This is a genomic window from Mangrovimonas aestuarii, assembly GCF_028767185.1.
In the GTDB taxonomy this organism is placed as follows: domain Bacteria; phylum Bacteroidota; class Bacteroidia; order Flavobacteriales; family Flavobacteriaceae; genus Mangrovimonas_B; species Mangrovimonas_B aestuarii.
The window spans coordinates 94,111-119,538 of record NZ_JARACK010000004.1; the positions used below are offsets into that span (position 1 = coordinate 94,111).

General features: G+C 35.6%; 23 protein-coding genes. 18 read left to right on the top strand and 5 right to left on the bottom strand.

What is annotated here, in order from left to right:
• The first annotated feature begins 4 nt into the window (after nucleotides 1–4).
• From metH to PWU04_RS06590, 4 genes are read left to right on the top strand one after another with little or no spacing between them, the layout of a single operon-like run.
• A complete protein-coding gene (gene metH / locus PWU04_RS06575) occupies nucleotides 5–2,683 on the top strand; it encodes a methionine synthase (protein WP_274475142.1) in 2,679 nt (892 codons plus the stop codon).
• Between the two features lie 34 nt (nucleotides 2,684–2,717).
• Complete coding sequence (gene metF, locus PWU04_RS06580) at nucleotides 2,718–3,674, top strand: methylenetetrahydrofolate reductase [NAD(P)H] (RefSeq protein WP_274475144.1); 957 nt, start codon at nucleotides 2,718–2,720, stop codon at nucleotides 3,672–3,674.
• 37 nt (nucleotides 3,675–3,711) lie between these two features.
• Nucleotides 3,712–4,800, top strand: a complete 1,089-nt coding sequence (locus tag PWU04_RS06585) for an acyloxyacyl hydrolase (protein WP_274475145.1) — start codon at nucleotides 3,712–3,714, stop codon at nucleotides 4,798–4,800.
• A 6-nt stretch (nucleotides 4,801–4,806) separates the two neighbouring features.
• Nucleotides 4,807–5,559, top strand: a complete 753-nt coding sequence (locus PWU04_RS06590; RefSeq protein ID WP_274475146.1) for a head GIN domain-containing protein — start codon at nucleotides 4,807–4,809, stop codon at nucleotides 5,557–5,559.
• Here the strand turns inward: PWU04_RS06590 and gldA are convergent.
• Nucleotides 5,556–6,452, bottom strand: coding sequence for a gliding motility-associated ABC transporter ATP-binding subunit GldA (gene gldA, locus PWU04_RS06595; protein WP_274475147.1), 897 nt, complete (start codon nucleotides 6,450–6,452; stop codon nucleotides 5,556–5,558). The genes PWU04_RS06590 and gldA overlap by 4 nt on opposite strands.
• 170 nt (nucleotides 6,453–6,622) lie before the next feature.
• Here gldA and PWU04_RS06600 point away from each other — a divergent pair, with 170 nt between their 5' ends.
• Nucleotides 6,623–7,708, top strand: coding sequence for a bifunctional 3-deoxy-7-phosphoheptulonate synthase/chorismate mutase type II (locus PWU04_RS06600; protein WP_274475149.1), 1,086 nt, complete (start codon nucleotides 6,623–6,625; stop codon nucleotides 7,706–7,708).
• A gap of 51 nt (nucleotides 7,709–7,759) precedes the next feature.
• Here PWU04_RS06600 and PWU04_RS06605 read toward each other — a convergent pair whose 3' ends face one another.
• Nucleotides 7,760–8,230 (bottom strand): hypothetical protein, encoded by a 471-nt coding sequence (locus tag PWU04_RS06605; protein ID WP_274475152.1) that lies wholly within the window; start codon nucleotides 8,228–8,230, stop codon nucleotides 7,760–7,762.
• 174 nt (nucleotides 8,231–8,404) lie between these two features.
• Here PWU04_RS06605 and rsgA point away from each other — a divergent pair, with 174 nt between their 5' ends.
• The 8 genes from rsgA to rlmN all read left to right on the top strand — a co-directional run bounded on the left by rsgA (nucleotide 8,405) and on the right by rlmN (nucleotide 18,162).
• Nucleotides 8,405–9,355 (top strand): ribosome small subunit-dependent GTPase A, encoded by a 951-nt coding sequence (rsgA, locus tag PWU04_RS06610; protein ID WP_274475154.1) that lies wholly within the window; start codon nucleotides 8,405–8,407, stop codon nucleotides 9,353–9,355.
• Between the two features lie 26 nt (nucleotides 9,356–9,381).
• A complete protein-coding gene (dtd, locus tag PWU04_RS06615) occupies nucleotides 9,382–9,834 on the top strand; it encodes a D-aminoacyl-tRNA deacylase (protein WP_274475155.1) in 453 nt (150 codons plus the stop codon).
• Between the two features lie 63 nt (nucleotides 9,835–9,897).
• Entirely contained in the window at nucleotides 9,898–11,799 is a 1,902-nt protein-coding gene (locus PWU04_RS06620) for a DUF3857 domain-containing protein (protein WP_274475156.1), read from the top strand.
• Between the two features lie 2 nt (nucleotides 11,800–11,801).
• Complete coding sequence (locus PWU04_RS06625; RefSeq protein WP_274475157.1) at nucleotides 11,802–13,829, top strand: DUF3857 domain-containing protein; 2,028 nt, start codon at nucleotides 11,802–11,804, stop codon at nucleotides 13,827–13,829.
• 318 nt (nucleotides 13,830–14,147) lie between these two features.
• Complete coding sequence (locus PWU04_RS06630; protein ID WP_274475158.1) at nucleotides 14,148–14,474, top strand: nucleotide pyrophosphohydrolase; 327 nt, start codon at nucleotides 14,148–14,150, stop codon at nucleotides 14,472–14,474.
• 30 nt (nucleotides 14,475–14,504) lie between these two features.
• On the top strand, nucleotides 14,505–15,731 hold the full coding sequence (locus PWU04_RS06635; RefSeq protein WP_274475159.1) for a 3-phosphoshikimate 1-carboxyvinyltransferase: 1,227 nt from the start codon (nucleotides 14,505–14,507) through the stop codon (nucleotides 15,729–15,731).
• 214 nt (nucleotides 15,732–15,945) lie between these two features.
• A complete protein-coding gene (gene queA, locus PWU04_RS06640; protein WP_274475160.1) occupies nucleotides 15,946–16,995 on the top strand; it encodes a tRNA preQ1(34) S-adenosylmethionine ribosyltransferase-isomerase QueA in 1,050 nt (349 codons plus the stop codon).
• A gap of 126 nt (nucleotides 16,996–17,121) precedes the next feature.
• Nucleotides 17,122–18,162 carry a 23S rRNA (adenine(2503)-C(2))-methyltransferase RlmN gene (gene rlmN, locus PWU04_RS06645; protein ID WP_274475161.1) on the top strand — a complete coding sequence of 347 codons (1,041 nt, stop codon included), beginning with the start codon at nucleotides 17,122–17,124 and terminating at the stop codon, nucleotides 18,160–18,162.
• A 2-nt stretch (nucleotides 18,163–18,164) separates the two neighbouring features.
• Here the strand turns inward: rlmN and PWU04_RS06650 are convergent, their stop codons facing one another.
• From PWU04_RS06650 to PWU04_RS06660, 3 genes are all read right to left on the bottom strand, one after another.
• Nucleotides 18,165–19,010 carry a T9SS type A sorting domain-containing protein gene (locus PWU04_RS06650; protein WP_274475162.1) on the bottom strand — a complete coding sequence of 282 codons (846 nt, stop codon included), beginning with the start codon at nucleotides 19,008–19,010 and terminating at the stop codon, nucleotides 18,165–18,167.
• A 53-nt stretch (nucleotides 19,011–19,063) separates the two neighbouring features.
• Nucleotides 19,064–19,894: a T9SS type A sorting domain-containing protein gene (locus PWU04_RS06655; RefSeq protein ID WP_274475164.1), complete on the bottom strand. Its 831-nt coding sequence runs from the start codon at nucleotides 19,892–19,894 to the stop codon at nucleotides 19,064–19,066.
• 160 nt (nucleotides 19,895–20,054) lie between these two features.
• On the bottom strand, nucleotides 20,055–20,873 hold the full coding sequence (locus PWU04_RS06660) for a T9SS type A sorting domain-containing protein (protein ID WP_274475165.1): 819 nt from the start codon (nucleotides 20,871–20,873) through the stop codon (nucleotides 20,055–20,057).
• Between the two features lie 357 nt (nucleotides 20,874–21,230).
• Between PWU04_RS06660 and PWU04_RS06665 the strand changes: the two genes are divergently transcribed.
• From PWU04_RS06665 to PWU04_RS06685, 5 genes are all read left to right on the top strand, one after another.
• Nucleotides 21,231–21,716, top strand: a complete 486-nt coding sequence (locus tag PWU04_RS06665) for a hypothetical protein (RefSeq protein WP_274475166.1) — start codon at nucleotides 21,231–21,233, stop codon at nucleotides 21,714–21,716.
• A gap of 177 nt (nucleotides 21,717–21,893) precedes the next feature.
• Entirely contained in the window at nucleotides 21,894–22,871 is a 978-nt protein-coding gene (locus PWU04_RS06670) for a polyprenyl synthetase family protein (protein ID WP_274475167.1), read from the top strand.
• 174 nt (nucleotides 22,872–23,045) lie between these two features.
• Complete coding sequence (locus tag PWU04_RS06675) at nucleotides 23,046–23,504, top strand: RNA polymerase sigma factor (RefSeq protein WP_406600945.1); 459 nt, start codon at nucleotides 23,046–23,048, stop codon at nucleotides 23,502–23,504.
• Nucleotides 23,491–24,243 carry a hypothetical protein gene (locus PWU04_RS06680; protein ID WP_274475170.1) on the top strand — a complete coding sequence of 251 codons (753 nt, stop codon included), beginning with the start codon at nucleotides 23,491–23,493 and terminating at the stop codon, nucleotides 24,241–24,243. The genes PWU04_RS06675 and PWU04_RS06680 overlap by 14 nt, the downstream gene beginning before the upstream one ends.
• 27 nt (nucleotides 24,244–24,270) lie before the next feature.
• Nucleotides 24,271–25,365, top strand: a complete 1,095-nt coding sequence (locus PWU04_RS06685; protein ID WP_274475171.1) for a hypothetical protein — start codon at nucleotides 24,271–24,273, stop codon at nucleotides 25,363–25,365.
• The last annotated feature ends 63 nt before the right edge of the window (nucleotides 25,366–25,428 follow it).

Consider the following 25,428-nt stretch of genomic DNA (forward strand, 5'->3'; position numbering starts at 1 on the left):
ACTTATGGGACTTAACAATAAATATCTTAGTTTGTCAGGGTTGGAGCCTTTGGTAGTAACTCCAGGAAGCAACTTTATCAATATAGGTGAACGAACCAATGTTACTGGTTCGCGTAAGTTTTTAAGGTTGATAAAAGAAGAAAATTATGCCGAAGCTTTAAATGTAGCTAGAGAACAGGTTGAAAACGGAGCTCAAATTCTTGACGTCAATATGGATGAAGGAATGCTTGACGGTGTTGGGGCTATGACTACTTTTCTTAATTTGATTGCTTCCGAACCTGATATCGCTCGAATTCCAATAATGATTGATAGTTCTAAGTGGGAAATCTTAGAAGCAGGGCTAAAAGTCGTTCAGGGTAAATGTGTGGTGAACTCTATAAGTTTAAAGGAAGGGGAAGGCGAGTTTGTACGTCAAGCTAGATTGGTAAAACGTTACGGAGCAGCTGTAGTTGTTATGGCTTTTGATGAATTGGGGCAAGCAGATACGTATCAACGTAGGATAGATATTTGCAAGCGATCGTATCATATTTTGGTGGATGAGATAGGTTTTCATCCCCAGGATATTATTTTCGATCCGAACATCTTTCCTGTCGCAACAGGTTTGGAGGAACACAGGACCTATGCAATCGATTTTTTTAAAGCCACCCAATGGATTAAGGGAAATCTTCCACATGTTAATGTTTCTGGCGGCGTGAGTAATGTGTCTTTTTCATTTCGAGGAAACGATACGGTTAGGGAGGCTATGCATTCGGCCTTTCTATATCATGCTATAAAGTATGGGATGACTCTCGGGATTGTTAACCCAACCTTGTTGACGGTTTACGATGATATACCAAAAGATCTTTTGGAGCATGTTGAGGATGTTCTTTTTGATAAGCGAGAGGATGCAACCGAGCGACTATTGGAGTTTGCTCAAACCGTTAAGTCTAAAGCCAAAATAGATGAAACTAAGGTTTTAGAGTGGCGAAATCTACCGTTACAGGATAGAATTATTCATGGTTTAGTCAAGGGGATTGATGCTTTTGTGATTGAAGATGTAGAGGAAGCAAGGTTACAAGCGGATAAACCTTTGGCTGTGATTGAGGGACCTTTAATGGAGGGGATGAATGTTGTTGGAGATTTATTTGGTAGTGGGAAAATGTTCTTGCCCCAGGTAGTGAAGTCGGCCAGGGTAATGAAAAAAGCAGTGGCTTATCTAAAGCCATTTATCGAAACCGATAAAAACGGGAAAGTTGAGTCTTCTGGAAAGGTGTTGATGGCTACCGTTAAAGGTGATGTTCACGATATTGGGAAGAATATTGTGAGTGTTGTTTTGGGGTGCAATAATTATGAGGTAATTGATTTGGGGGTGATGGTACCACCGGAAACTATTATAGAAACTGCTAAAAAAGAAAAGGTTGATGTAATTGGTTTGAGCGGTTTGATTACGCCGTCATTAGATGAAATGGTCTATGTTTCTAAACAAATGGAATCTCATAACTTTAAGGTGCCATTATTGATTGGAGGAGCAACAACGTCTCGCGCGCACACTGCAGTAAAGATTGCACCTAATTATCAAAATACAGTGGTGCATATTAACGACGCCTCGCGGGCGGTAACAGTAGTTGGGAAGTTATTGCAGCAAAACAATAGGGATTATAAAAAAGAAATTAGAGAGGAATACGATACGTTCAGAAACCGGTTTTTAAAGCGTAATAAACAAAAAGCTTATTTAAGTTTAGAAGAGGCGAGAGCTAATAAGTTTAAAATAAACTGGGATGAAGCGGATTTGATTTCACCAAATCGATTAGGAGTTGAAGTTTGGGATGAATTCGATCTGAAAAAATTAGAGCCTTATATAGATTGGTCACCGTTTTTTAGAAGTTGGGATTTACATGGTAAGTTCCCTGAAATCCTTTCAGATGATATTGTTGGAGGGCAAGCAACAGAACTTTTTAATGATTCTCAAATCCTTTTGAAAAGAGTTGTAAATGAAAAGTTGCTGAAGGCAAAAGCTGTTTTTGGATTGTTCAAAGCAAATACTGTAAACAATGATGATATTGAAGTTTATGATGGACAAGGATATCTTCAAGCGACTTTTTTAACACTTCGCCAGCAATTGAGAAAAAAAGAAGGTGTTCCCAATTTTGCATTGGCTGATTTTATAGCACCAAAATCAATTGGCAAGAAAGATTATATAGGAGGATTTTGTGTAACTGCAGGTTTCGGAACGAAAGAGCTTGCTGAAGAATTTGAAGCCAATCATGATGATTACAATGCTATAATGATTAAAGCTTTGGCCGATAGATTTGCTGAAGCATTTGCTGAGTATCTTCATGAATATATCCGCAGGGAGGCTTGGGGCTATGCAAAAGAAGAGCTCTTGTCAAATGAAGAATTGATAAGAGAGAAGTATAAGGGAATCAGACCGGCGCCAGGATACCCCGCTTGTCCTGACCATTTGGAAAAACAAACGTTATGGGAGTTGTTGAAAGTCAAGGAGCATATAGGGGTTCAACTGACCGAGCATTTGGCTATGTGGCCTGCAGCAAGTGTTAGTGGTTACTATTTTGGTAATACGGAAGCAAAGTATTTTGGATTGGGGAAAATAGAACAAGACCAGCTTAAGGATTATGCCAAACGCAGGAGCATTAGTTTAAATGAAGCCGAAAAATGGTTGGATCCAAACTTGAATGGAAATTGAAATGTTCAAAAATGCAATATTCAGATATAAGTAAATGAAAGTAAACGAACATATCGCATCGGCAAATGGAAACACTTTGTTTTCGTTTGAAATATTGCCTCCTTTAAAAGGACAGCATATTCAGTCTATTTTTGATCACATAGATCCTTTGATGGATTTTAATCCTCCGTTTATTGATGTAACCTACCATCGAGAGGAATTTGTTTATAAGGATATGAACAATGGGTATTTAAAAAAACAGATTGTTAGAAAACGACCGGGGACTGTGGGGATTTGTGCTGCGATTCAAAATAAATATCAGGTAGATGCTATTCCTCATATATTGTGTGGTGGATTCACTAAAGAGGATACTGAAAACTTTTTGATTGACCTTGATTTTTTGGGAATTGAAAACGTTATGGCGCTGAGAGGAGATGCTGTAAAAAGTGAAACGTATTTTAAACCGGAAAAAGAAGGGCATAGTTTTTCAGGTGAACTGGTGACCCAAATCAAGAATCTGAATTCAGGTGTGTATTTGGATGATGAACTAGAAAATAGTTCGGCAACTGATTTCTGCATAGGGGTGGCTGGTTATCCTGAAAAGCATATGGAAGCTCCTAGCTTGGATACAGATGTTCAATATTTGAAGCATAAGGTCGATCGAGGGGCAACATATATAGTAACTCAAATGTTTTTTGATAACAGTAAGTATTTTGCTTTTGTTAAAAAGTGTAGAGAAGCTGGTATTACAGTGCCTATTATTCCAGGTCTCAAACCCTTCGCGACCAAAAAGCAACTTAATTTAATACCACATAGATTTCATGTTGATCTACCTGATGATCTTGTGAAAGAAGTATTGAAATGCAAAGATAATGTCGAGGTGAGGCAGGTCGGGATTGAGTGGTGTATACAGCAGTCAAAAGATTTACAGAAAGCAGGCGTACCCGTGCTACACTATTATTCTATGGGAAAAAGTGATAATATAAAGGCGGTGGCGTCTCAGGTATTTTAAATATTGCCTTACATTTGCGGCAAACCCCGCTAAATTGATGAGGCTAAAACTCCTTTTCTTTTTTCTTTTCGTTACACTGTTTTCAAAGGGTCAAAATAACCTTAAATCCTTTGTTGATGTGAATTACTTTAAAGGTAATATTGCCTTGCACAATAACAGTATTCTTCATTTGATTAAAGGACATCCTGAAGGAGTTGTTATAGCTTGGAATAAAAAGACCTTTGGAGAAAAAGAATGGGAACAACGTTACAACTACCCCGATTACGGTTTTTCATTTTCTTATCAGAATTTAAAAAATGATGTGCTGGGAAATAATTATGCCTTTTTTGGTCATTATAATTTTTACTTTTTCAATAGAAATTTAATTTTTCGTATTGCTCAGGGGATAGGTTTTAACACTAATCCTTACGATAAGGAAAGCAATCATAAAAATGTTGCGTTTGGATCCACTTTTTTGAGTAGTACCTATGTTATGCTTAACTATAAAAAAGAGCATGTGTACGATAAATTTGGAATTCAAGCAGGGTTAACAATGACCCATTATTCCAATGGAAATTTTAAAGCACCGAACACAAGTGTTAATTCCATAGCATTAAATGTTGGTATAAATTACAATCTGGATGCAGAATTACCCTCTTACATAAAAGCGATTAATAATGATTCGTTTTCACAGCCTGTAAAATTTAATTTTGTGCTTAGAGGAGGAATAAATGAAAGTGATGTTATTGGTAGCGGTCAATATCCATTTGCAGTGGTTTCGGCTTATGCCGATAAACGTTTGAGTTATAAAAGTGCATTGCAGTTGGGGGTAGATGCTTTTTTCTCTAAGTTTTTGGAGGAATTAATATATTATAAATCGGTTGCTTTTCCTGAGGAAGATGTATCTGGTGATGAAGATTACAGAAGGGTTGGAGCTTTTATTGGGCATGAGTTGTTTGTAAATAAATTATCGGTGTTGACTCAGGTAGGGTATTATGTGTATTGTCCTTTCGATTTTGAGGGCAGAACCTATTTTCGGGCAGGACTGAAATATTATATGACCAATAAATTGTTTGCTGCCTTGACATTGAAGTCGCATGGTGCGAAAGCTGAAGCAATAGAGTTTGGTATAGGTGTAAGGATGTAAAGCGTTATGAGAAACTACATAAATTTTTTAGCACTAGTTCTTTTTTTGATGTTTTCATGTAGTACTGAAAATGCTTACGATTGCTTTCAGGCATCAGGTAAGACCATTCAAAAGAAATTTGAGGTTGCCCCTTTCAATAAAATATTAGTAAACCGTAATGTGGCTCTTATTTTAAAGCAAGGTGATGAGTTTTTGGTAACGGCAGAAGCTGGAGAATATCTTATGAGTGATATTGAGGCTGCTGTAGTTGATGGTGAACTTAGACTGACAGATAAAAACAGCTGTAATTTTGTTCGTGATTATGAGGCGACTAAAGTTTATGTGACAGCACCAAATATTACTGCTATTAGGAGTTCAACCCAATTCGATATAGTTTCGATAGGCGTTTTACAATACGATGATCTAATCTTATTTTCTGAAGATTATGGCATGCCGGGCAGTTTTACCATAGCTGATTTTAGACTACAAGTAATTTCGTCTAGCCTAAAAATAACTGCCAATAACCTTTCTTCTTTCTATATTTCAGGAGAGGTAGACAATCTTACCGTAGGCTTTTATTCTGGTGCCGGTCGTTTTGAGGGGGGGAATCTCATAGCACAGAATGTGAGTGTGTATCATCGAGGTAGCAATGATATGATTGTTAACCCCCAACAGTCGTTAAATGGGCAGCTTTTAGGGACTGGTGATTTAATTTCGGTAAACACTCCTACAAGTGTAAGTGTTGAGCAGGGCTATACTGGTGAGTTAATAATGGATTAATTTTTTGTAAGCTCCCTGAACAAGTTTTCCAAGCTTTCATTTTTCTGGTTCAATTGCAGTATTTTTAACTTATTGTCATGAGCAAAATCAAAAACATGACTACGCATATCTTCAGTAGTGTCAAAAGTTAATTCGTAAACAAAACCATAAGTGTTAACAACTTCTTTTACCTTTGGAAGTCTCCTTAAAAAAGCTTCTTCAACACGGTAATCGAACTCTACGATTACAACTTGAGCCTTTCCTTCGTGAAGATCCTTCAGTTTTTTATCTGCTACAATTTCACCTTTATTAATGATGATTACACGGTCGCACATGGCCTCAACCTCTTGCATAATGTGGGTGGAAAGGAAGACGGTTTTCTCTTTTCCAATGTCACGGATCAGATTACGTATGTCTACTAATTGATTGGGATCTAGTCCTGTAGTTGGTTCGTCGAGAATTAAAACATCGGGGTTATGAAGAAGAGCGTTTGCCAAACCAACTCTTTGTCTATATCCTTTCGATAATTGTCCAATAGTTTTATGGGCTTCTGGGGTAAGCCCAGTAAGTTTTACGACTTCTTCAATTCGTTCTTTATTAACGCCATATACATTGGCGTTAAATTGCAAATATTCTCTAACATACATGTCTAAATACAAAGGGTTGTGTTCAGGTAGATAACCTACACTTTGTTGTACCTGTTTTGCTTCAGAAGCAATATCGTATCCATTTACTTTTGCTGAGCCTGAGGTGGCTTCAATATAAGTGGTCAATATTTTCATCATTGTTGATTTTCCAGCGCCATTAGGACCAAGAAATCCAACAATTTCAGGTTTGTCAACTTTTATAGAAATGTTGTTCAAGGCTTTTTGCGAGCCATAAACTTTAGTGATTCCTGAAACCTCAATAGACATACTTGCAATTATTTTTGGTAAAAATACATATTTCGATAACGAATGCCATTAAATTTTAATTTTAACCATAATGAAAATGTGTGGTAGTAATCATAAAGAGACCTATAAACCAAGGGTAATGATAAAAAGGCTATTTTTGTGTGATGAAAATGGCATAGGTAAATATGGCAATGAAGAACAATAAAGCGTTAAGAAACTGGTTGAATACTTTTGGACTTAATCATCCCTTATTGATAGCGGGTCCGTGTAGTGCTGAGACTGAATTTCAGTTACTACAGGTGGCTAATGAGATAAAGGATAGTGATGCTACAGTTTTTCGTGCAGGGTTGTGGAAACCAAGAACCCGACCGGGAAACTTCGAGGGAGTTGGTGCTTTAGGCTTACCCTGGTTGCAAAAGGTAAAACAGGAAACTGGACTACTAATTGCTACAGAAGTAGCCAATGCCCACCACGTTGATTTAGCATTGAAGCATGATTTGGATATGTTGTGGATTGGAGCAAGGACAACAGTAAATCCTTTTATTGTTCAGGAAATTGCAGAGGCATTAAAAGGATCGGATAAAATTGTTTTGGTGAAAAATCCAGTTAATCCAGATATGTCTCTATGGCTAGGTGCTGTAGAGCGATTGCATACCGTAAATGTAGAGAAGTTAGGAGTAGTACATAGGGGGTTTTCCACATACGAAAAGTCTCGTTATAGAAATAATCCTGAATGGCAAATTCCAATTGATCTTCAAAACGAATTTCCAGATTTACCATTAATACTTGATCCCTCACATATTGCAGGTAGACGTGATATTATTTTTGACCTTTGTCAAACAGCGCTCGACTTAAATTATGATGGGTTAATGGTAGAGACCCATCACGATCCCGATAACGCTTGGAGTGACGCTTCGCAACAAATCACTCCAGAAATACTAAAGCAAATCACAGAAAATCTTAAGGTTAGAAAACAAACAGAAAGTGCACCAGATTTTAAGGATACCATAAAAACTTTAAGAGCTCATATAGATGTTATAGATCATCAGCTTATTGAGATGTTTGGTAAGCGAATGAAAATAGCTGAAGAAATTGGAGCTCTAAAAAAAGAGCATAATGTAGCAGTGTTACAGGCAAAGCGTTGGAAGGAGATTTTAGATAGAATGATAGTCCAAGGGACGGGTAAGGAACTTAGTGAGGACTTTATTTTGCGAGTTTACAAAGCAATACACTTAGAGTCTATCCATCATCAGGAAAAGGTTATTAACAAAGAATGATAAAAAAAAAAGCCAAATGTTAACATTTGGCTTTTTTATGAAAAATAGTCTTTACGATTGACTGTCTGATTTCAATCTTTTAAAGATATAACGAGTAATAAAAATACCTTTTCCATCACCTTTTCCACTATCACTTTCTACGGCACTAGTTACAAAAGCTAGTTCCCAACCCTCTTCAATCATAGAGTTGATTTTAGAAGAAATAACAGCGTCGTTTGCTGCAATGTTTTGGAACCGTATCCCTCCTATGTTAAAGAAGTTTAAAAGCTTTGTTTCTTCAAAGTTTTCAACTCTAATCTCATCACGTTTAGATTTGTTTCTTGAATCCTTGTCTTTGTCCTCAGAGCGTTCAGATGTGAATTCTGAATAGTCTCTGTCTTCATTAGATGAAATCAATCTTGACCTCCCAAGTCCATTAGGTACAATTGACTCTACACTGGTAATTACCTTGAATTCAACTTGAGCAGATAATTCTGCAACAGATACAAGAATGAATGCAGATAACAGTAATAATTTTTTCATAAAAAAGTGTTTTGGTTTGTGAATTAAGCAGCGAATATAGGTTTTTCTTAAAATTAAAAATCGTTATTTTGTGTCCTTAATAGTTAGTTGGGTTTTATGGTATTGAATGTTAATGTGTTAAAATTTTACATTTTTTTTGTAAAAACTAATTAAAGAGTGTATTAATGCAAGTGTATGACAGGAACCGTTTATAAATCTACAGGAAGTTGGTATACCGTGAAAACGATGAACGGTAAAGCCTATCAATGCCGCATTAAGGGGAAATTTCGTTTAAAGGGAATTAAGAGTACCAACCCTATTGCAGTAGGTGACCATGTGGACTTTGAATTAGAGACAAAAAACGATGAGATTACTGGAGTAATCAATAAAATCCATGAACGTGAAAACTATATCGTTCGTAAATCGGTGAACCTTTCAAAGCAAACTCATGTTATTGCCGCTAATATCGATCAGGTTTTCCTTCTAATAACCATAAACAACCCACCAACGTTTACTAGTTTTATTGATCGGTTTTTGGCAACAGCTGAAGCATATTCTGTAAAAACCGTTTTGCTATTTAATAAGATTGATGCCTATGATGACGATACATTGGTTGAAGTAAAATATCTAGCAGCTCTTTACCGGAAGATAGGGTATGAGTGTATTGGGATTTCTGCCTCCACGGGTAAAAATATCGATAAGGTAAAACAGTTGATGGAAGGAAAGGTAAGTATGTTTGCAGGACACTCTGGAGTAGGTAAATCGACTTTGGTAAATGCTATAGAACCGGGATTGCAACTTAAGACCCAAGAAATATCTGAGCAGCACCAACAAGGTCAGCATACTACAACTTTTGCGGAAATGTTCGATCTGAGTTTCGATGCCAAAATTATAGATACCCCAGGGATAAAAGGTTTCGGAATTGTTGATATGGATCGTGAAGAAATAGGTGATTATTTTCCTGAGTTTTTTGAGCTAAAGGAACACTGTAAGTTTAATAACTGCTTGCATTTGGAGGAGCCTAAATGTGCTGTGAAAGAAGCGCTGGAAAACGACGAAGTAGCCTATTCGCGATATAGAAGTTATCTTCAGATGATGGAAGGTGAAGATGAACATTACCGAACTGATTTTTGGAGTAAAGAGTAGTAGCTCCAAAAAAGAATTCATTATATATGAGAGTAGTTATTCAACGAGTGTCAAAAGCTAATGTTACCACTGAAGGGGAGAAAGTAGCAAATATTAAACAAGGTCTGCTGCTATTGCTCGGAATTGTTGGTGATGACACTCTAGAGGATATTGAATGGCTAACAAAGAAAGTTTCTAACCTAAGGATATTCAATGATGAAGATGGGATTATGAACAAATCTCTTAACGACATAGATGGAGAAGTCATTGTTGTAAGTCAGTTTACTTTGCATGCCAGTACCAAAAAGGGAAATAGGCCAAGTTATATTAAGGCCGCAAAACCTGAAATAGCTATCCCTCTTTACGAAAAGTTTGTAGATGTACTTGAAAGGGCTTTAAATAAACCTGTGCATACAGGTAAGTTCGGTGCCGACATGAAAGTCGAGCTTCTTAATGATGGGCCAGTTACAATAATAATAGACTCTAAAAACAGGGAGTAATCTTACGTTTTGTTTTTTTGACTAAAAAGTATAGTTTTACCGCCTCAACCACTAACCAAACCAATGCCCAAATACCTATTTACGGGAGCGATAAGTCTGCTCCTTTCTGTCCACGTTTTTTCTCAAAACAGTAAACTAAGCGCATTTACACTTTCTTCGGAACTCACTCAAAACGCCAATGCAGTTGTTAGACAAAATGACCTGGAAATTGAAATTCAAGCCTATGACAAAATGGTTGTCAAGGAACATAGAATTGTAACAGTATTAAATGAAAAGGGTAATTCGGATATCCATGCCATGGTGTGGTATGATGATACTAGGGATATTAAGGTCCTTGAAGCAAGGATTTATAATAGTTTGGGTAGCGAATTAAGAAAGCTCAATAAAAAGGATTTTAAGGATGTTGCAGCTGTAGATGGGGTTTCACTATTTCAAGATAATCGAATAAAATATCTAGACTATACTGCTGTTGGATATCCTTATACAGTAGATTTTGTTGTGGAGTATGTGGAGACTTCAACTGCCTTTATCCCTGGCTGGAATCCTCTTGATGATTATTATGTAAGTATTGAAAAGGCCTCTTATAAAATCATAAACAACACAGACGTTGAAATACTTGAAAAAGTATCCAATTTTGAGGGGTTCAACATCGAAAAGAAATACAATTTTCATTACCAAGCCAAAGACTTGTCTGCAGTAAGATATGAAGCATATAGTCCAACATTGTCTTCTATAGTTCCAAATGTGAAAGTGGCGCTAAATGAATTTAAAATGAAAGGGGTTAAAGGTGTTAATAACAATTGGGGAAGTTTTGGAAAATGGATGTATGAAGAGTTGTTGTCTGGTACAAGGGAGTTGCCTCAAGAAACGATAAATGAAGTGAGGGGTTTGGTGAAGGATGCTAAAACTGATATAGAAAAGGCAAGGCTCGTTTATGAATATATGCAGAATAGAACTAGATATATAAGTGTACAGGTAGGCATTGGTGGATGGAAACCCATGTTGGCAGAGGATGTTGACCGTTTGGGGTATGGTGACTGTAAAGGTTTAACAAATTATACCAAGGCGTTATTGGATGCCGTAGGTGTAAAATCATTTTATACGATTGTTCATGGTGGAAGAGAACCTAAAAATATCGATAGGGATTTTTCTTCAACCCAAGGGAATCATGCTTTTTTATGTATTCCTCATGAAAATGACTATGTCTGGTTGGAATGTACCAGTCAAACAGATCCGTTTGGTTTTATAGCTAAGTTTACAGATGATAGAGATGTATTGGTTGTAACTCCAGATGAAGGTAGGATAGAAAGAACAAAGGCTTATAAGGAAGAAGAGAATTTTCAAGATATGCAAGCAGTTGTTAACTTGAATGGAGATGGTTCGGCATCGGCTAAAGTAAACATTTCAAGTGGAGGTTCTCAATATTATGATCATCATAAAATCCAATTTAAAGATTCAAAAGATCAAACACTTTATTACAAGGATTTTTGGGGAGATATTAATAAGCTGGAATTGACTTCGATACATCTTCAAAACGACAAATCCAAAGCTGTGTTTTATGAAGAGGTTACGTTGAAAACAGGAAATTTGGTTTCTAAAGCCGGAACACGAGTGTTGTTAGCACCAAATTTTTTTAATAAAATAACCTCCGCTCCTCCTCGATATGAAAACCGAAAACTTCCTTTTGAGATGGATAGAGGGTTTGTTGATACCGATAGAATTGAAGTTGTATTGCCTCAGGATTTGGTTGTAGAGGCTCTTCAAGATGATGTGACTATAAAAAACAAGTTTGGAGAGTATCGTTATACTATTACCCAGATTTCGGATAATAAATTATTGTTTGAGCGCTTCTTCAAAATGAACAAAGGCAATTACGAAAAAGGAGATTATAAAGCTTTTCGTGAATTCTGGTTGCAAGTGGTAAAACAAGACAAATCAAAAATTGTATTAATTCAAAAAGTATAAGTGTGAGAATTTTATCAACTATTTTATTGTTTTTTTTGGTGGCAAACTTAGGTGTCGCCCAAAACTACAAATTCGGAAAAGTTTCAAAAGAAGAAGTGGAAGAAACTCAGGATCCTTCCTATCCTGAAGTTAATGCAGCAGTATTTTACAGAGATTTTAAAGTGTATTTTGAGTATAGACAGAATGAAGGGTTTATTCAAAATATTGAAGTTCACGAAAGAGTTAAAATTTACAATAAGGAAGGGTTTGATTGGGCTACCAAAGAAATTAAACTTTACGATGCAGATAATGGATTAAAGGAAAAAATAAAAAATATTAAAGGTGTTACATATAACCTTAACGGCAAAAAAGTTGTAGAGACAAAACTTGAAAAAGACAATATTTTTGAGGAGAAGAACAATGAGTTTTGGGAAACTACAAAATTCACATTGCCTAATGTTAATGCAGGGTCGGTAATTGAATATCAATATACCATTGAAACTCCTAGGTTTACTATTGAAGATGTTGATCTTCAGTATATCATTCCAATCAGGAAGTACAATCTTGAGGTGCGTACACCAGAGTATTTTAATTTTAACAAACATTTCAATCCCAAAGCCAAATTTTTTCCAGAGCTGTTGGAAAGCAGAGAATCTAAGTCTGAGGTGATTACTACAAAAAATAGAACAAAGACAAGTAGTGGTTTTCATTCGGTAAAAACAAACTTTGAAACTTCAAGTTTAGATTATATGGAGAATATTGTCAGTGCAGACTTAAACAATGTGCCTCCATTGAAAAATGAAAATTACGTGAGAAACTTGGATGGGTACCGTGCTAAGTTGTTTTTCGAGTATGCATTCTTTAGAGGTCCTAATGGGGAAATAAAAAGCTATTCTACAACATGGGATAAAGTTACCAAGCACATATACGATAGTCAATACTTCGGAGCAGAACTTGAAAAGACGGCTTATTTTAAAGAAGCTATAGATCTATTGATTGCTAATGCAGAAAGTGAATCGGAAAAAGCAGTTTTGATTTATAATTATGTTAAATCCCATGTCAAGTGGAATGATTATAATGGATACACGGTTCATAATGGAGTGAAGAAGGCATTTAAAGAACGAACGGGTAATGTAGCAGATATTAATTTAATGTTAACAGCCATGCTGCGCTATGCTGGTTTAAATGCTAACCCTGTTTTAATTAGTACTGTCAAAAATGGAATCCCTCTATATCCTACAACAGAGGGTTTTAATTATGTAATTGCAGCTATAGAAGTTCCTGGTGATTTAATACTTTTAGATGCTACAGATGAGTACGCTGCACCAAATGTTTTGCCTAATAGAGCTGTTAATTGGCAAGGACGCATTATTCGTGAAAGTGGAAGTTCTACTTGGGTTGCTTTAAATCCCAAAAAGGAGTCTAAAGAAAGTATTTCTCTAAACGTAAAAATTAATAATGACCTGACAGTTGATGGTAAGGTGAGAGCTCAGCTTTCAGATTACTTTGCTAAATATCACAGAGATAAATTCAATAAGGTAAGTATGGATCAAAAGTTGTCGTATTTAGAAAAGGATAACTTTGGTATTGAAGCGTCAAATTATGAAGGGAAAGGAGAGTTGCAATTATCTGAGCCTATGGTTTACTCATACGATTACAGTTTGAGTGATGCTATTGAGGAAATAGGCGGTAAACTATATTTTTCTCCATTATTGTTCATGATGCCTGATGAAAACCCGTTCAAACAGGAGACACGAGAATATCCTGTAGATTATGTCTTTCCTTTCGTAGATCAATATATGGTTAATATTATGTTGCCTGAGGGCTATGTAGTTGAGTCATTGCCTGAAAGTTCTAAAATTCAGTTTAATGGAAATGAGTGTGTGTTTACTTTTTTAGGTGGTCAAAACGGGAAAATGTTGCAGTTCTCAATGAGTTATAAAATGAATAAACCGTTAATTTTACCAGGGGAATATGAGCAGTTTCGTGATTTTTACAGCAAAATGATAGCTAAAAAACAAGAACAGATAGTGCTTAAACAGGAAAGTTAGATTATTATTGTAAAAGCCAGCATTTGTGCTGGCTTTTTTATTTAAGGTATAAAATTGCAGAGTTAAGAGAATTGAGCAAAACATTGGTTTGCTTTTTGGGGTTTTTCAAAACTAATCCTTAAGCAACTTATATTCAACGAAAGTGAGTGTGAATTTAGTTTTCTGTGTAATCAAAAAGGAGAATGTTGCAGTTTTCAATAACTTACAATAGAAATAAAACTTTAATTTTGCCAAACGAATATGAGTAGTTTCGTGACTTTTACGTAAAGATGATAGCTAAAAAGGCGGAACAAATTATACTCAGAAAAGAAGGTTAAAATGGATATTAAGAACGCACAACTTATAGTTGATAATTGGATAAAAAATCACGGTGTTCGATACTTTAACGAACTTACCAATATGGCACAGCTTACAGAGGAGGTGGGAGAAGTTGCTAGAATTATTGCCAGACGCTATGGGGAGCAGAGCGAAAAAGAAAGTGATAAAGATAAAGACTTGGGTGAAGAATTGGCCGATGTGGTTTTTGTGGTACTTTGCTTAGCTAACCAAACGGGGATAGATCTACAAGAAGCTTTTGATAAGAAGATGGATAAGAAAACCAAGCGTGATCACGATCGTCATCACAACAACGAAAAACTTAAATAAGAAAACCTTACCATTTTTAAGGCAAGATCTGTGGATGTTTTAATTAATAAATCAAAACTTAAATCAGGGCAAAGTATAGTCTTGTCGGGTTCTAAAAGTGAATCTAATAGGTTGCTTGTCTTGCAAGCCTTATATCCACAAATCAAAATTGAACACCTTTCTTCTTCTGAAGATACACAAGTCATGTTAAAAGCTTTGGGAACGGATTTCAATAAGATTGATGTTCGCCATGCAGGTACAGCAATGCGTTTTTTAACTGCTTACTTTGCAGTTCAAAATGGTAGAGAAGTTGTGTTGACAGGCTCTGAAAGAATGCAGGAACGCCCAATAGGGATTTTAATAGATGCCCTTAGAAAATTGGGAGCTCAAATTGAATATCTTAGGGAAGAAGGCTATCCACCTTTGAAAATAAAAGGCAGTGAACTGTCAAAATATAAAGTAACATTAAATGCCGAAGTTAGTAGTCAGTTTATTTCGGCATTAATGCTTATTGCTCCTAAACTTAAAAATGGACTGGAGATAATATTGGAGGGTGAAGTTACTTCTAGGCCCTATTTGGATATGACCATACGGTTACTAGGTTCAATTGGTGTTGAAACGTCTTTTAAAGATAATACGATTGAGATAAGTCCGATGAAAGAAATAAAAGGTTCTGTTTCTGTCACAGTAGAATCTGATTGGTCATCGGCATCTTATTTTTACAGCTTTATAGCATTAAGTTCTGTTGGAACATTTCTCAATTTAAGAAGCTTCAAAGAAGATAGTTTGCAAGGCGATTCAGCTTTGGTTGATATCTATAGTCAATTTGGGGTAAAAACAACTTTTCAGAAAGGTACTATCAGAATTGAAAAGGTGAGCAATTCAGTTAAACACTTTAGTTTAAACCTTAATAAAACACCAGATATTGCTCAAACTATAGCAGTTACTTGTTTAGGGCTTGGTGTAGGTTGTGAACTTTATGGGTTACAAACCCTAAAGATTAAGGAGACTAATAGGTTGACAGCACTAAAAGCGGAAATGGAGAAGTTTGGCGCAATTGTAGAGATCTATGATTCATCATTAACATTGAAACCAAGCGAACAATTGGTTGATAATGTTTCAGTTTCCACCTATAACGATCACAGAATGGCCATGGCTTTTGCGCCATTGGCACTTAGAGTTCCTATTGTTGTTGAAGATGCAACTGTGGTTGTAAAATCATATCCTAATTTTTGGGAGCATATTCAATCGTTGGGTATTGATTGCGAAACCATATAATTGACATCAAAAAAAATTGCAATAGCTTGTAAAATAGGTGAATCTATTTTGAATTAATCCCTTAAATACTTGACAACCCCTATCTCGAGGTCGTATATTTGCAGCTCCAAAAATAAAATCACTTGGATGTTTAAAGTTGAGGAGTTTTTTTAAAACTCTGAGAAACAATTCGAAACATTTTAAGTGACTATCGAAAAAATAATACATTAAACACATGAAATTATCTCACTTTAACTTTAAATTACCTGAAGATCTGTTGGCAGAGTACCCATCTGAACATAGAGATGAGGCACGTCTTATGGTCTTGAACAGGGAAAAACAAACAATAGAACACAAGCTGTTTAAGGATCTTGTGGACTATTTCGATGAGGACGATGTAATGATCCTTAACGATACAAAAGTTTTTCCAGCAAGACTTTACGGTAATAAGGAAAAAACTGGAGCGAGAATTGAGGTATTCTTGTTGAGAGAGTTAAATGAAGAGCAACGCCTTTGGGATGTTTTAGTAGATCCAGCAAGAAAGATAAGAATAGGAAATAAGCTTTACTTCGGTGATGATGAGACGTTAGTAGCAGAGGTAATTGATAACACTACTTCTAGAGGTAGAACGTTACGTTTTCTTTATGACGGTTCATATAAAGAATTTAGAAACAAACTTAAGGAATTGGGAGAAACACCACTTCCTAAGTATATTAAGCGTGAGGTGGAACCTGAAGACGAAGAGCGTTACCAAACTATTTTTGCTAAAACAGAAGGTGCTGTAGCAGCGCCAACTGCTGGATTACACTTCTCTAAGCATTTATTGAAGCGTTTGGAAATTAAAGGAATTAACTTTGCAAACATTACTCTGCATGTTGGTTTGGGGACTTTTAACCCTGTCGAGGTTGAAGATCTGTCAAAGCATAAAATGGACAGTGAAGAAATTCATATTGCCTCAGATGCTGTTGAAACAATTAATAAGGGAATTAAAGATAAAAGACGTGTATGCGCCGTTGGTACTACCGTTATGCGTGCTGTTGAAAGTTCTGTGTCTTCAAGCGGAACCTTGAATGAATTTGATGGATGGACGAATAAATTTATTTTTCCTCCATACGATTTCAGTATTGCAAACTGTATGATTACCAATTTTCATACACCAAAATCTACTTTATTGATGATGGTGTCTGCTTTTGCTGGGCATGACTTTATGAAGAAAGCCTACGAAGAAGCTGTTAAAGAAAAATATAAGTTCTACAGTTACGGTGATGCAATGTTGATTATATAAAATCACATTTACAGAATAATTGAAAAGCCTTGTTTGTCAAGGCTTTTTTATTTAACTCTTTTTTAAGTAGATAGGTTAAGAGTATTAAATCTAGTCCTAACTATTTTAATTACTTTTGCAGAGATTATGGCAGTGACAAAAAAAGATATACGGGCATTAACCAAGGAGCAACTTCGTGACTTCTTTGTTGATAGAGGAGATAAGGCGTTTAGAGGGAATCAGGTCTATGAATGGCTATGGAATAAATCGGCTCATACTTTTGAGGATATGACCAATATTTCGATCTCTACCCGTCAAATGCTTGAAGACAACTTTGTGATTAACAATGTTGAGGTTGATTCAATGCAACGTAGTTCTGATGGGACTATTAAAAATGCCATTCGTTTACATGATAGTTTGGTAGTTGAGTCCGTTCTTATTCCAACAGATACAAGAACAACGGCATGTGTGTCAAGTCAGGTAGGATGTAGTTTAGATTGTAGATTTTGTGCTACTGCTCGCTTGAAGAGAATGCGTAACCTTAACCCTGATGAAATATTCGATCAGGTAGTGGCTATCGATAAGCAAAGTAGATTATATCACGATCGTCCATTGAGCAATATTGTGTTCATGGGGATGGGAGAGCCATTAATGAACTACAACAATGTACTCAAGGCTATTGATAAAATAACATCTCCCGAAGGTTTGGGGATGTCCCCTAGACGTATTACTGTTTCTACTTCTGGAGTACCTAAAATGATTAGGAAAATGGCCGACGAGGAAGTTCGTTTCAAACTGGCTGTCTCTCTGCACTCGGCAATTGATGAGGTAAGAACATCTATAATGCCTTTTAATGAGCATTTCCCGTTAAAAGATTTACGTGAAGCACTTCAGTATTGGTATAGTAAGACCAAGAATAGGATTACGTATGAATATGTGGTATGGAAAGGTATTAATGATTCAAAAAAGGATGCTGAGGCATTAGTGCAGTTCTGTAAATTTGCTCCTAGTAAAGTCAATCTTATTGAATACAATCCTATTGACGATGGGGAATTTCAGCAAGCCAACAATGCAGCGATAAATATGTATGTAGACTTACTGGAAGCCAATAATATTACTGTTACTATACGACGTTCTCGAGGTAAAGATATAGATGCTGCTTGTGGGCAGTTAGCAAATAAGAGTTAGTATTATAATATCAACTTCTTTTTAATAGAATAACCTGTGTTAGGATTGCTTAATTCGATAATATAGATGCCTTTGGAGAGCCTATTGGTGCTTATTTGGTTGTTCTGTTCTGAAACAACCCCCTCCAATACTTTATTGCCTGTAATTGTATATAAACTATAATTGCTGAGAGTTTTTAGGTTGTGAATGGTGATGAGATTGTTAGAGGTTGCGATTTTCAACTTGTACGCTAAGGTGTTGTCCTCAATGCTTAAAGTTGATTGTCCAGCAAGGATGCAATCGCCAGGAATACTATTGTAGGCGTAATCTTTAATTGTCCAATTGGTTTCATTTGTGATGTCTAATCTAGCCCACCCATAATGGGTTTCATTTCCTATTTTAAAGCGAAGGCCAAGAAATTTGTTATTTGTATTCTGCCAACTATAATCACACCATTCTTCAAATGTTGGGCATACCATTGCGAATCCATATACCCCAGAATCTAACGCAGGAGAATACCAATCTGCATATCCATTGTAGATGTCTATAGAGCAGATTAGATCGCCACTATTTAATGGCCTTGTATTTATATACCAGGGACTAACACCAATAAAAGCATTAATAAAATTTGCAGAATCTATTTGGAGCCAATCGAAAGAAATGTCCCAATCGGTTGAACTTATTGTGAAATCAGTAATGTTATCATTATTTAAATCCAAATAGTATATGTCTCCTAGATTTTCGCTCACAAAATCTGGTTCAATGTCTGTATAAACAATTTGACCATAAGTGTTGGTCAGACCAATAGTAAAACAAACCAAAACCAATAACAGTCTGTTATTTAATTTTGAAAGGAATTTTGTTTTCATAAAATAACTTTTAAAAATTATAAAAAATGACTTACGTGTATATGTTATCCGTTTTATCGTATAAACTTCTTTTTAATGGAATAGCCATTATCTAGGCTTTCTATTTCAAGAATGTAAATTCCATTTGCTAGTTTATTAATATCGATTTGGTTGTTTTGATTCGAAACAATGCCATCCAGAACCTTATTTCCTGAAATGGAATATAAATTGAAATTTGCGGGAGATTGTAGGTTGTAGATCGTAACCAAGTTATTATAATTGGTAATTTTAATATTGTTTTTTAAGTCGTAATCTCCATTGCTAAGAGTATTTTGTCCAGCAAAGATGCCTTCCCCTGCAGAACTGTTATAGGCGTAGTCCTTAATGGTCCAGTTGGTGACATCCGTTACATCCATTCTGGCCCATCCATAATGGGTTTCTCCATTTATTTCAAACCTTAATCCTAGATATTTGTCCGAGGAGTTGCTCCAGTTATAATTACAATCAAGTTGTTGGCATATCATTGCAAGGTATCCACCATTTTGTACAGACCAACCATAAGAAGAATAGCCTGATGATATAAAGTCCCCTTCTTCCATGGATATGGGAAAGGCCCAAAAACCTGTCTCATCATACCCAATGTAAACATTTTCTGTTGTTGAATTACCTGTAATTGTTAAATACCAATAGCCATCATCCCAATAATCTTCAGAAGTTATTTCAAAGTCGATGGTACCATCATTGTTTAAATCTAAATCGTAATAATCACCAAAGCTTGTACTGGTAAAATCTGGTTCAATGTCGGTATAGACAATTTGACCATAAGAGTTTATTCCATCAAGGGCAAAGCAAACCAAAACCAATAACAGTCTGTTATTTAATTTTGAATAGAATTTTGTTTTCATGATATAACTTTTAAAAATTGTCAAAATCACTTTTCATGATCATGATATGTTTTTGCTGTTAATCAGATTTAGAATCAAGTTGGGAGAAAAATAATTTCTGGTTTGTGGGGTACTATTTTTTATTAAATTCATTATGGATATATCAGCAGTATAATTGTATTTACAAAACCAACTTTATAATAATGGAGTCACCTCTATCAGGATATCTTAATTCAAGAACATAAATGCCCTTGGCTAAGGTAATGGTGCTTATCTGGTTGTTCTTTTTCGAAATGGTACCATCCAATACTTTATTGCCAGTAATTGTATATAAATTATAATTGCTTAGAGCTGTTAGGTTGTGAATAGTAATGAGATTGTTTGAGGTTGTGATCTTAACCTTGTCTGCTAAGGTGTTGTCTTCAATGGTCAAGGTTGTTTGTCCAGCAATAATCCCTTCCCCTGCAACACTATTATAAGCATAGTCTTTAATCGTCCATTGTGCAGAATTTGTCAGATCCATTCTGGCCCATCCATAATGAATGTTTCCCATAATATTAAATCGTAATCCTAGATATTTATCAGGGGAATCGGTCCAAAAATACCCGATATCTGGCCAGTCCTGAATTAAACCTATTCCACCCGTAAATTCACACCAATAAGCCAATGGGGTATTTGATCCTAAATTATTTATTAAATCACCATTATTCATGGGTTTGGCCGTGCAGTACCATGGGGCTAGACCATAAAATGCATTTACCAGAGGAGATGATGTTGAAACAGTTAGAGCCTGGCTGCTTTCATACGAACTGAATGTAAAATCAACAGTTCCATCATTATTAAGATCTAAATCATAATTATTGTTTAAATTATCACCAACAAAATCTGGTTCAATATCGGTATAAACAATTTGACCATAAGAGTTCATTCCGTCTAGGGCAAAGTATGCCAAAACTAAAAACAGACTGTAATTTAGTTTTGAAATAAATTTCGTTTTCATTACAAGAATATTTTAAAGAACCTGATATAAAGATAGGATAGTCGAGGAAAATAAGTCGGTTGTTAATCGGTTAGTATCAATGTAATATTCAAGTTTTAAGTCGGATTAATAACATGTGGGTAGTTCATTGAAAGGGGTGAGATATAGTCCTTGTCACTATTAGATGTTTTTGGACAATAAGAGTTAGAAAAGAAAGTCTTTTCAGGCGACTTTTATTTATTCTTTTTACTTCTTCATTTAACAGTGAAAAACAATGTAGTTGTCTAAAATACAGCATGATAAAGTTTGTTTTGCTTAGGTTTGTGTATTTTTAATGTAGAAAAAAATCAAATAACAACAACTTAAAAACTTACACTTATGAAATCTGCTCTTTTTGTTGCAATTACAGCAATTGCTTTATTAATGGGAGGTTTGGGTTTTAGCCAAACTTCAGATGAGTTGCAGTTAATCCAAGATGTTTGGGGGGCTGAGAAAAAAGATCTAATAAAAGATTATATGAATCTTTCTCCTAGCGATGCCGAAAAGTTCTGGCCTGTTTATGATGAATATACAACAGCTAGACAGTCGCTGGGTAAAGAGCGAATTAAAATTCTACAGGATTATGCCAATTCTTATGAAAACCTTACTGATGAACAAGCTGACAATCTAGTTGAAAGGCTTTACAAAAACAATATGGATTTGGAAAAATTAGACTACAAATATTATAAGAAAATGAAAAAGGTGATTTCTCCATTGCAAGCTAGTAAGTTCATTCAAGTTGAAAAATATATTGAGACCGTTTTAAAGGTAGAATTGCAAAGTAGTATTCCTTTTATTGGAGAGATGGATGCTAAAATGAAATAATTTTCTTGGGGTTAAATATTATTTTAAAATAAAATAACCGCAGTTTGGTAAAATGTCAAAGAGTACTATTATGTAATTGTAGTTTCAATATTGAAAATGAGTTATAAAAATTAATGCGACATAGTATTTAATCAGCTTTTTTAGTACGTTTGTGGTACAATTACTCCTTAGCTTCTTTTGAAGATTGTAGAACAAATAAAACAGCCCATTGCTTTTGAAATGGAACTTTTTGAACAAAAGTTTCAACTTTCAATGTCTTCAAAAGTGGCTCTCCTTAATAGAATCACTCATTATATTGTGAACAGAAAAGGGAAGCAAATGCGTCCTATGTTTGTTTTTTTGGTGGCCAAAATGGTGTCCAACGGAGAGATAAGCGAACGCACTTATCGAGGGGCTTCAGTTATTGAGCTTATTCATACGGCTACCTTAGTTCATGATGATGTAGTAGACGATAGTAATCGGCGAAGAGGTTTTTTCTCAATTAACGCTCTATGGAAAAATAAGATTGCAGTTCTCGTTGGTGATTATTTGCTGTCTAAGGGATTACTGCTTTCAATAGATAATAATGATTTTGATCTATTAAAGATCATTTCCATAGCTGTTCGTGAAATGAGTGAAGGGGAGCTTCTTCAAATTGAAAAAGCCAGAAAGCTGGATATTACAGAAGAAGTGTATTACGAAATCATTCGTCAAAAAACGGCAACACTTATTGCCGCCTGTTGCAGTATTGGATCAGCATCTGTAAAGCCAGGATCACCAGAAACCGAAACCATGAGAAAGTTTGGGGAGTTGATAGGGATGGCTTTTCAAATTAAGGATGATCTTTTCGACTATGGTGAAGATAGAATAGGCAAGCCTACAGGTATTGATATCAAGGAGCAAAAAATGACTTTACCACTTATTCACGTGCTTAATAATGCTTCGCCCAAGGATCGCAAATGGCTAATTAATTCCATCAAAAATCACAACAAGGACAAAAAGCGTGTTAAGGAAGTGATTAACTTTGTTAAAACGAATGGTGGTTTGGATTATGCCGTAAATAAAATGAAGGCATTTCAAGAGGAGGCCTTGCAGATGTTACAATCTTACCCTGAATCTGCTTATAAAAGTTCACTGGAATTGATGGTGAACTATGTGATCGACAGAAAAAAATAATACTTCAGGCAACCATTTGTTAAAAATAGTCGTCTTTATTAATAGAAGACCGCAAAACCGTATCGCGATTTGAAAGTTATACCATTGCATAACAATATAGAACAGCTTATTAAACGAGCTGTGAAAAATGACAGGGAGGCCCAACATCGGCTTTTTGGTCTGATGTCCCCTAAAATGTTAAGTGTGTGCAGGTATTACATAAGCGATCTTCAGTATGCAGAAGAAGTTATGCTCAATGGTTTTTTTAAGGTATTTACCAGTTTAAAATCGTTTCAAGGTAAGGGGAGTTTTGAAGGTTGGGTGAGAACCATTATGGTAAGGGAAGCGATTTCTTTTATCCGACAGCAAAAAAAGATTGAATACCCTACCGAAACAGGGCAAATTCCAAATTCGGAAACCGTAACGATTGAAGCCGATTTAAATTTGGTGGATTTGCAAAAACTGATTGATAATTTACCCGAAGGTTATAAAATGGTGTTTGTAATGTATGCCATTGAAGGTTATAAGCATCACGAAATAGCCAAGATTTTGGAGATATCTGAGGGAACATCAAAATCGCAGCTTTTTAAGGCTAGAAAAATGCTGCAAGAACAATTAAAAACAATTAATAATGTAGGCCATGGCACCAATTAAGTTTGACGAGGATATTAGAGAGGGAATGGAGCAAAGACAGTTGTCGCCTTCAGAAGGTGCATGGGAGTCTTTAGAAAAGCGTTTGGATGATGCTCAAGTTCAGAAGAAGCCTAAAACCAAAATTTGGTGGGTTGGTGCAGCTGCGGCAGTTGTTTTAGGGGCGCTCCTGTCTATTGGGGTGCTATTTAAGTCGGTAGATAAGGTTGAAACGTTGCCAACGGTCGTTGAAGAATCAATTCAAAATCCGGTTATTGAATCCAATATAAATTCTAGTGAAGACATCAATAAAAGTGTGGTTTTGGAAGGTGTTGTTAAAAATAATGAACAAGGGAAAGTAGCTATTATAGAAGAGCCTAAGACAAAAGAGGTTAAAAAATCTAATCCTATATCAGTAGAAAGGAAAGAAGAACAGGAGGTGAGAATAGCTAATAATGAGAAGCAACCAGACGCGGTTCAAGAAAAGGAAAAATCCCAGATAGGCTTACTAGAGTCTAACCAAGATGCAGAATTAGTAGCTAATGAAACGGCCATTGACGAGGTTGAATTTTTATTGGCTCAAGCGCGAGAACGTGTTCAGAAAAGTGACGAAGTGTATCTTGCCCAAAAAGAAGTCAATGCTTCATCCTTACTTGAAACCGTTGAAGGTGATATTGAAGAGTCGTTTAGGGATAAAGTATTTCAAGCTATAGAATTCGGCTATAAATCTGTGAAAACGGCAGTAGTCGAACGCAACAAATAAGTAATCATCAATTAAAATCGAACTATTATGACCACTATTACCAAGTATGTAGTGCTGCTAGCGCTTAGCCTAATCGGGACGCAAATACTAGCGCAAGACACTATTCAAGATTCAGCAAAGGCTGAAAAAATCAAACTTCTAGAAGAGTTAAAAGTAGATGTTGTAGAAGAGGAAAAGGAATTGTTAAAAGTCGAGGTTGAAAATATCAACAACAGACTTGATGCAGGTGATATTTCATCTGCAGAAGCAGATCGACTTAAACAGCAAGCAGCTGATCATCATGCTAAAAATATTGAAAACCGTTTGGCAATTATTGATAATAAAATTGAATTAGTAAAAAGAAATCAAGTCGACCCTGATGTTAGAATCACCGAAAAAGAAGGTGTTATAATACAGATTGGCAAAAATGAGGAATCGTATGAATTGGATAAAGGAGGAATTTATATAGGTCCTAAATCATGTGATAAGCCCAAAAAATATGACAAACGGACAACAAGTGATCTTGTATTTGCTATTGGCTTCAACAATTCCATTATTGAGGGGCAATCTATAGACGATTCGCCTTATAAATTGGGAGGTTCAGGTTTTGTCGAGTTGGGCTGGGCATGGAAAACCCGGGTATTGGATAATTCCAATGCGATTAGAATCAAGTATGGTGTGTCCTTGCAGTGGAATAAACTCAACATTAAAGATAATCAGTATTTTGTTGAGGAGAACGATATAGTAACATTACAACCTTTCGAGTATGATCTGGATAAGGCAAAATTTAGAATGACCAATCTTGTGTTTCCTGTACATTTTGAGTTTGGACCCTCAAAGAAAATTGAAAAGGAAAATTATTTTAGATATAGTACTCATAAAAAATTCAAAATAGGAATTGGTGGTTATGCTGGTTTTAATGTTGAAACTTTACAAAAACTAAAATATGAAAAGGATGGTGATAAAACCAAGGATAAAATCCATCGCAATTATAATACTACCGATTTTGTTTATGGGTTAAGTGGCTATTTGGCCTTTGGAAGTGTAGGGGTGTATGTTAAGTACGATCTGTCTCCAATTTTTAGAGATCAGCCAATTGAGCAAAATAATATTTCTGTCGGTCTTCGTTTTGATATGGACTAGAAGATTTAAATACAATAAAACAAAGCCTGAAAACATAGCCGTTTTCAGGCTTTGTTTTTATGG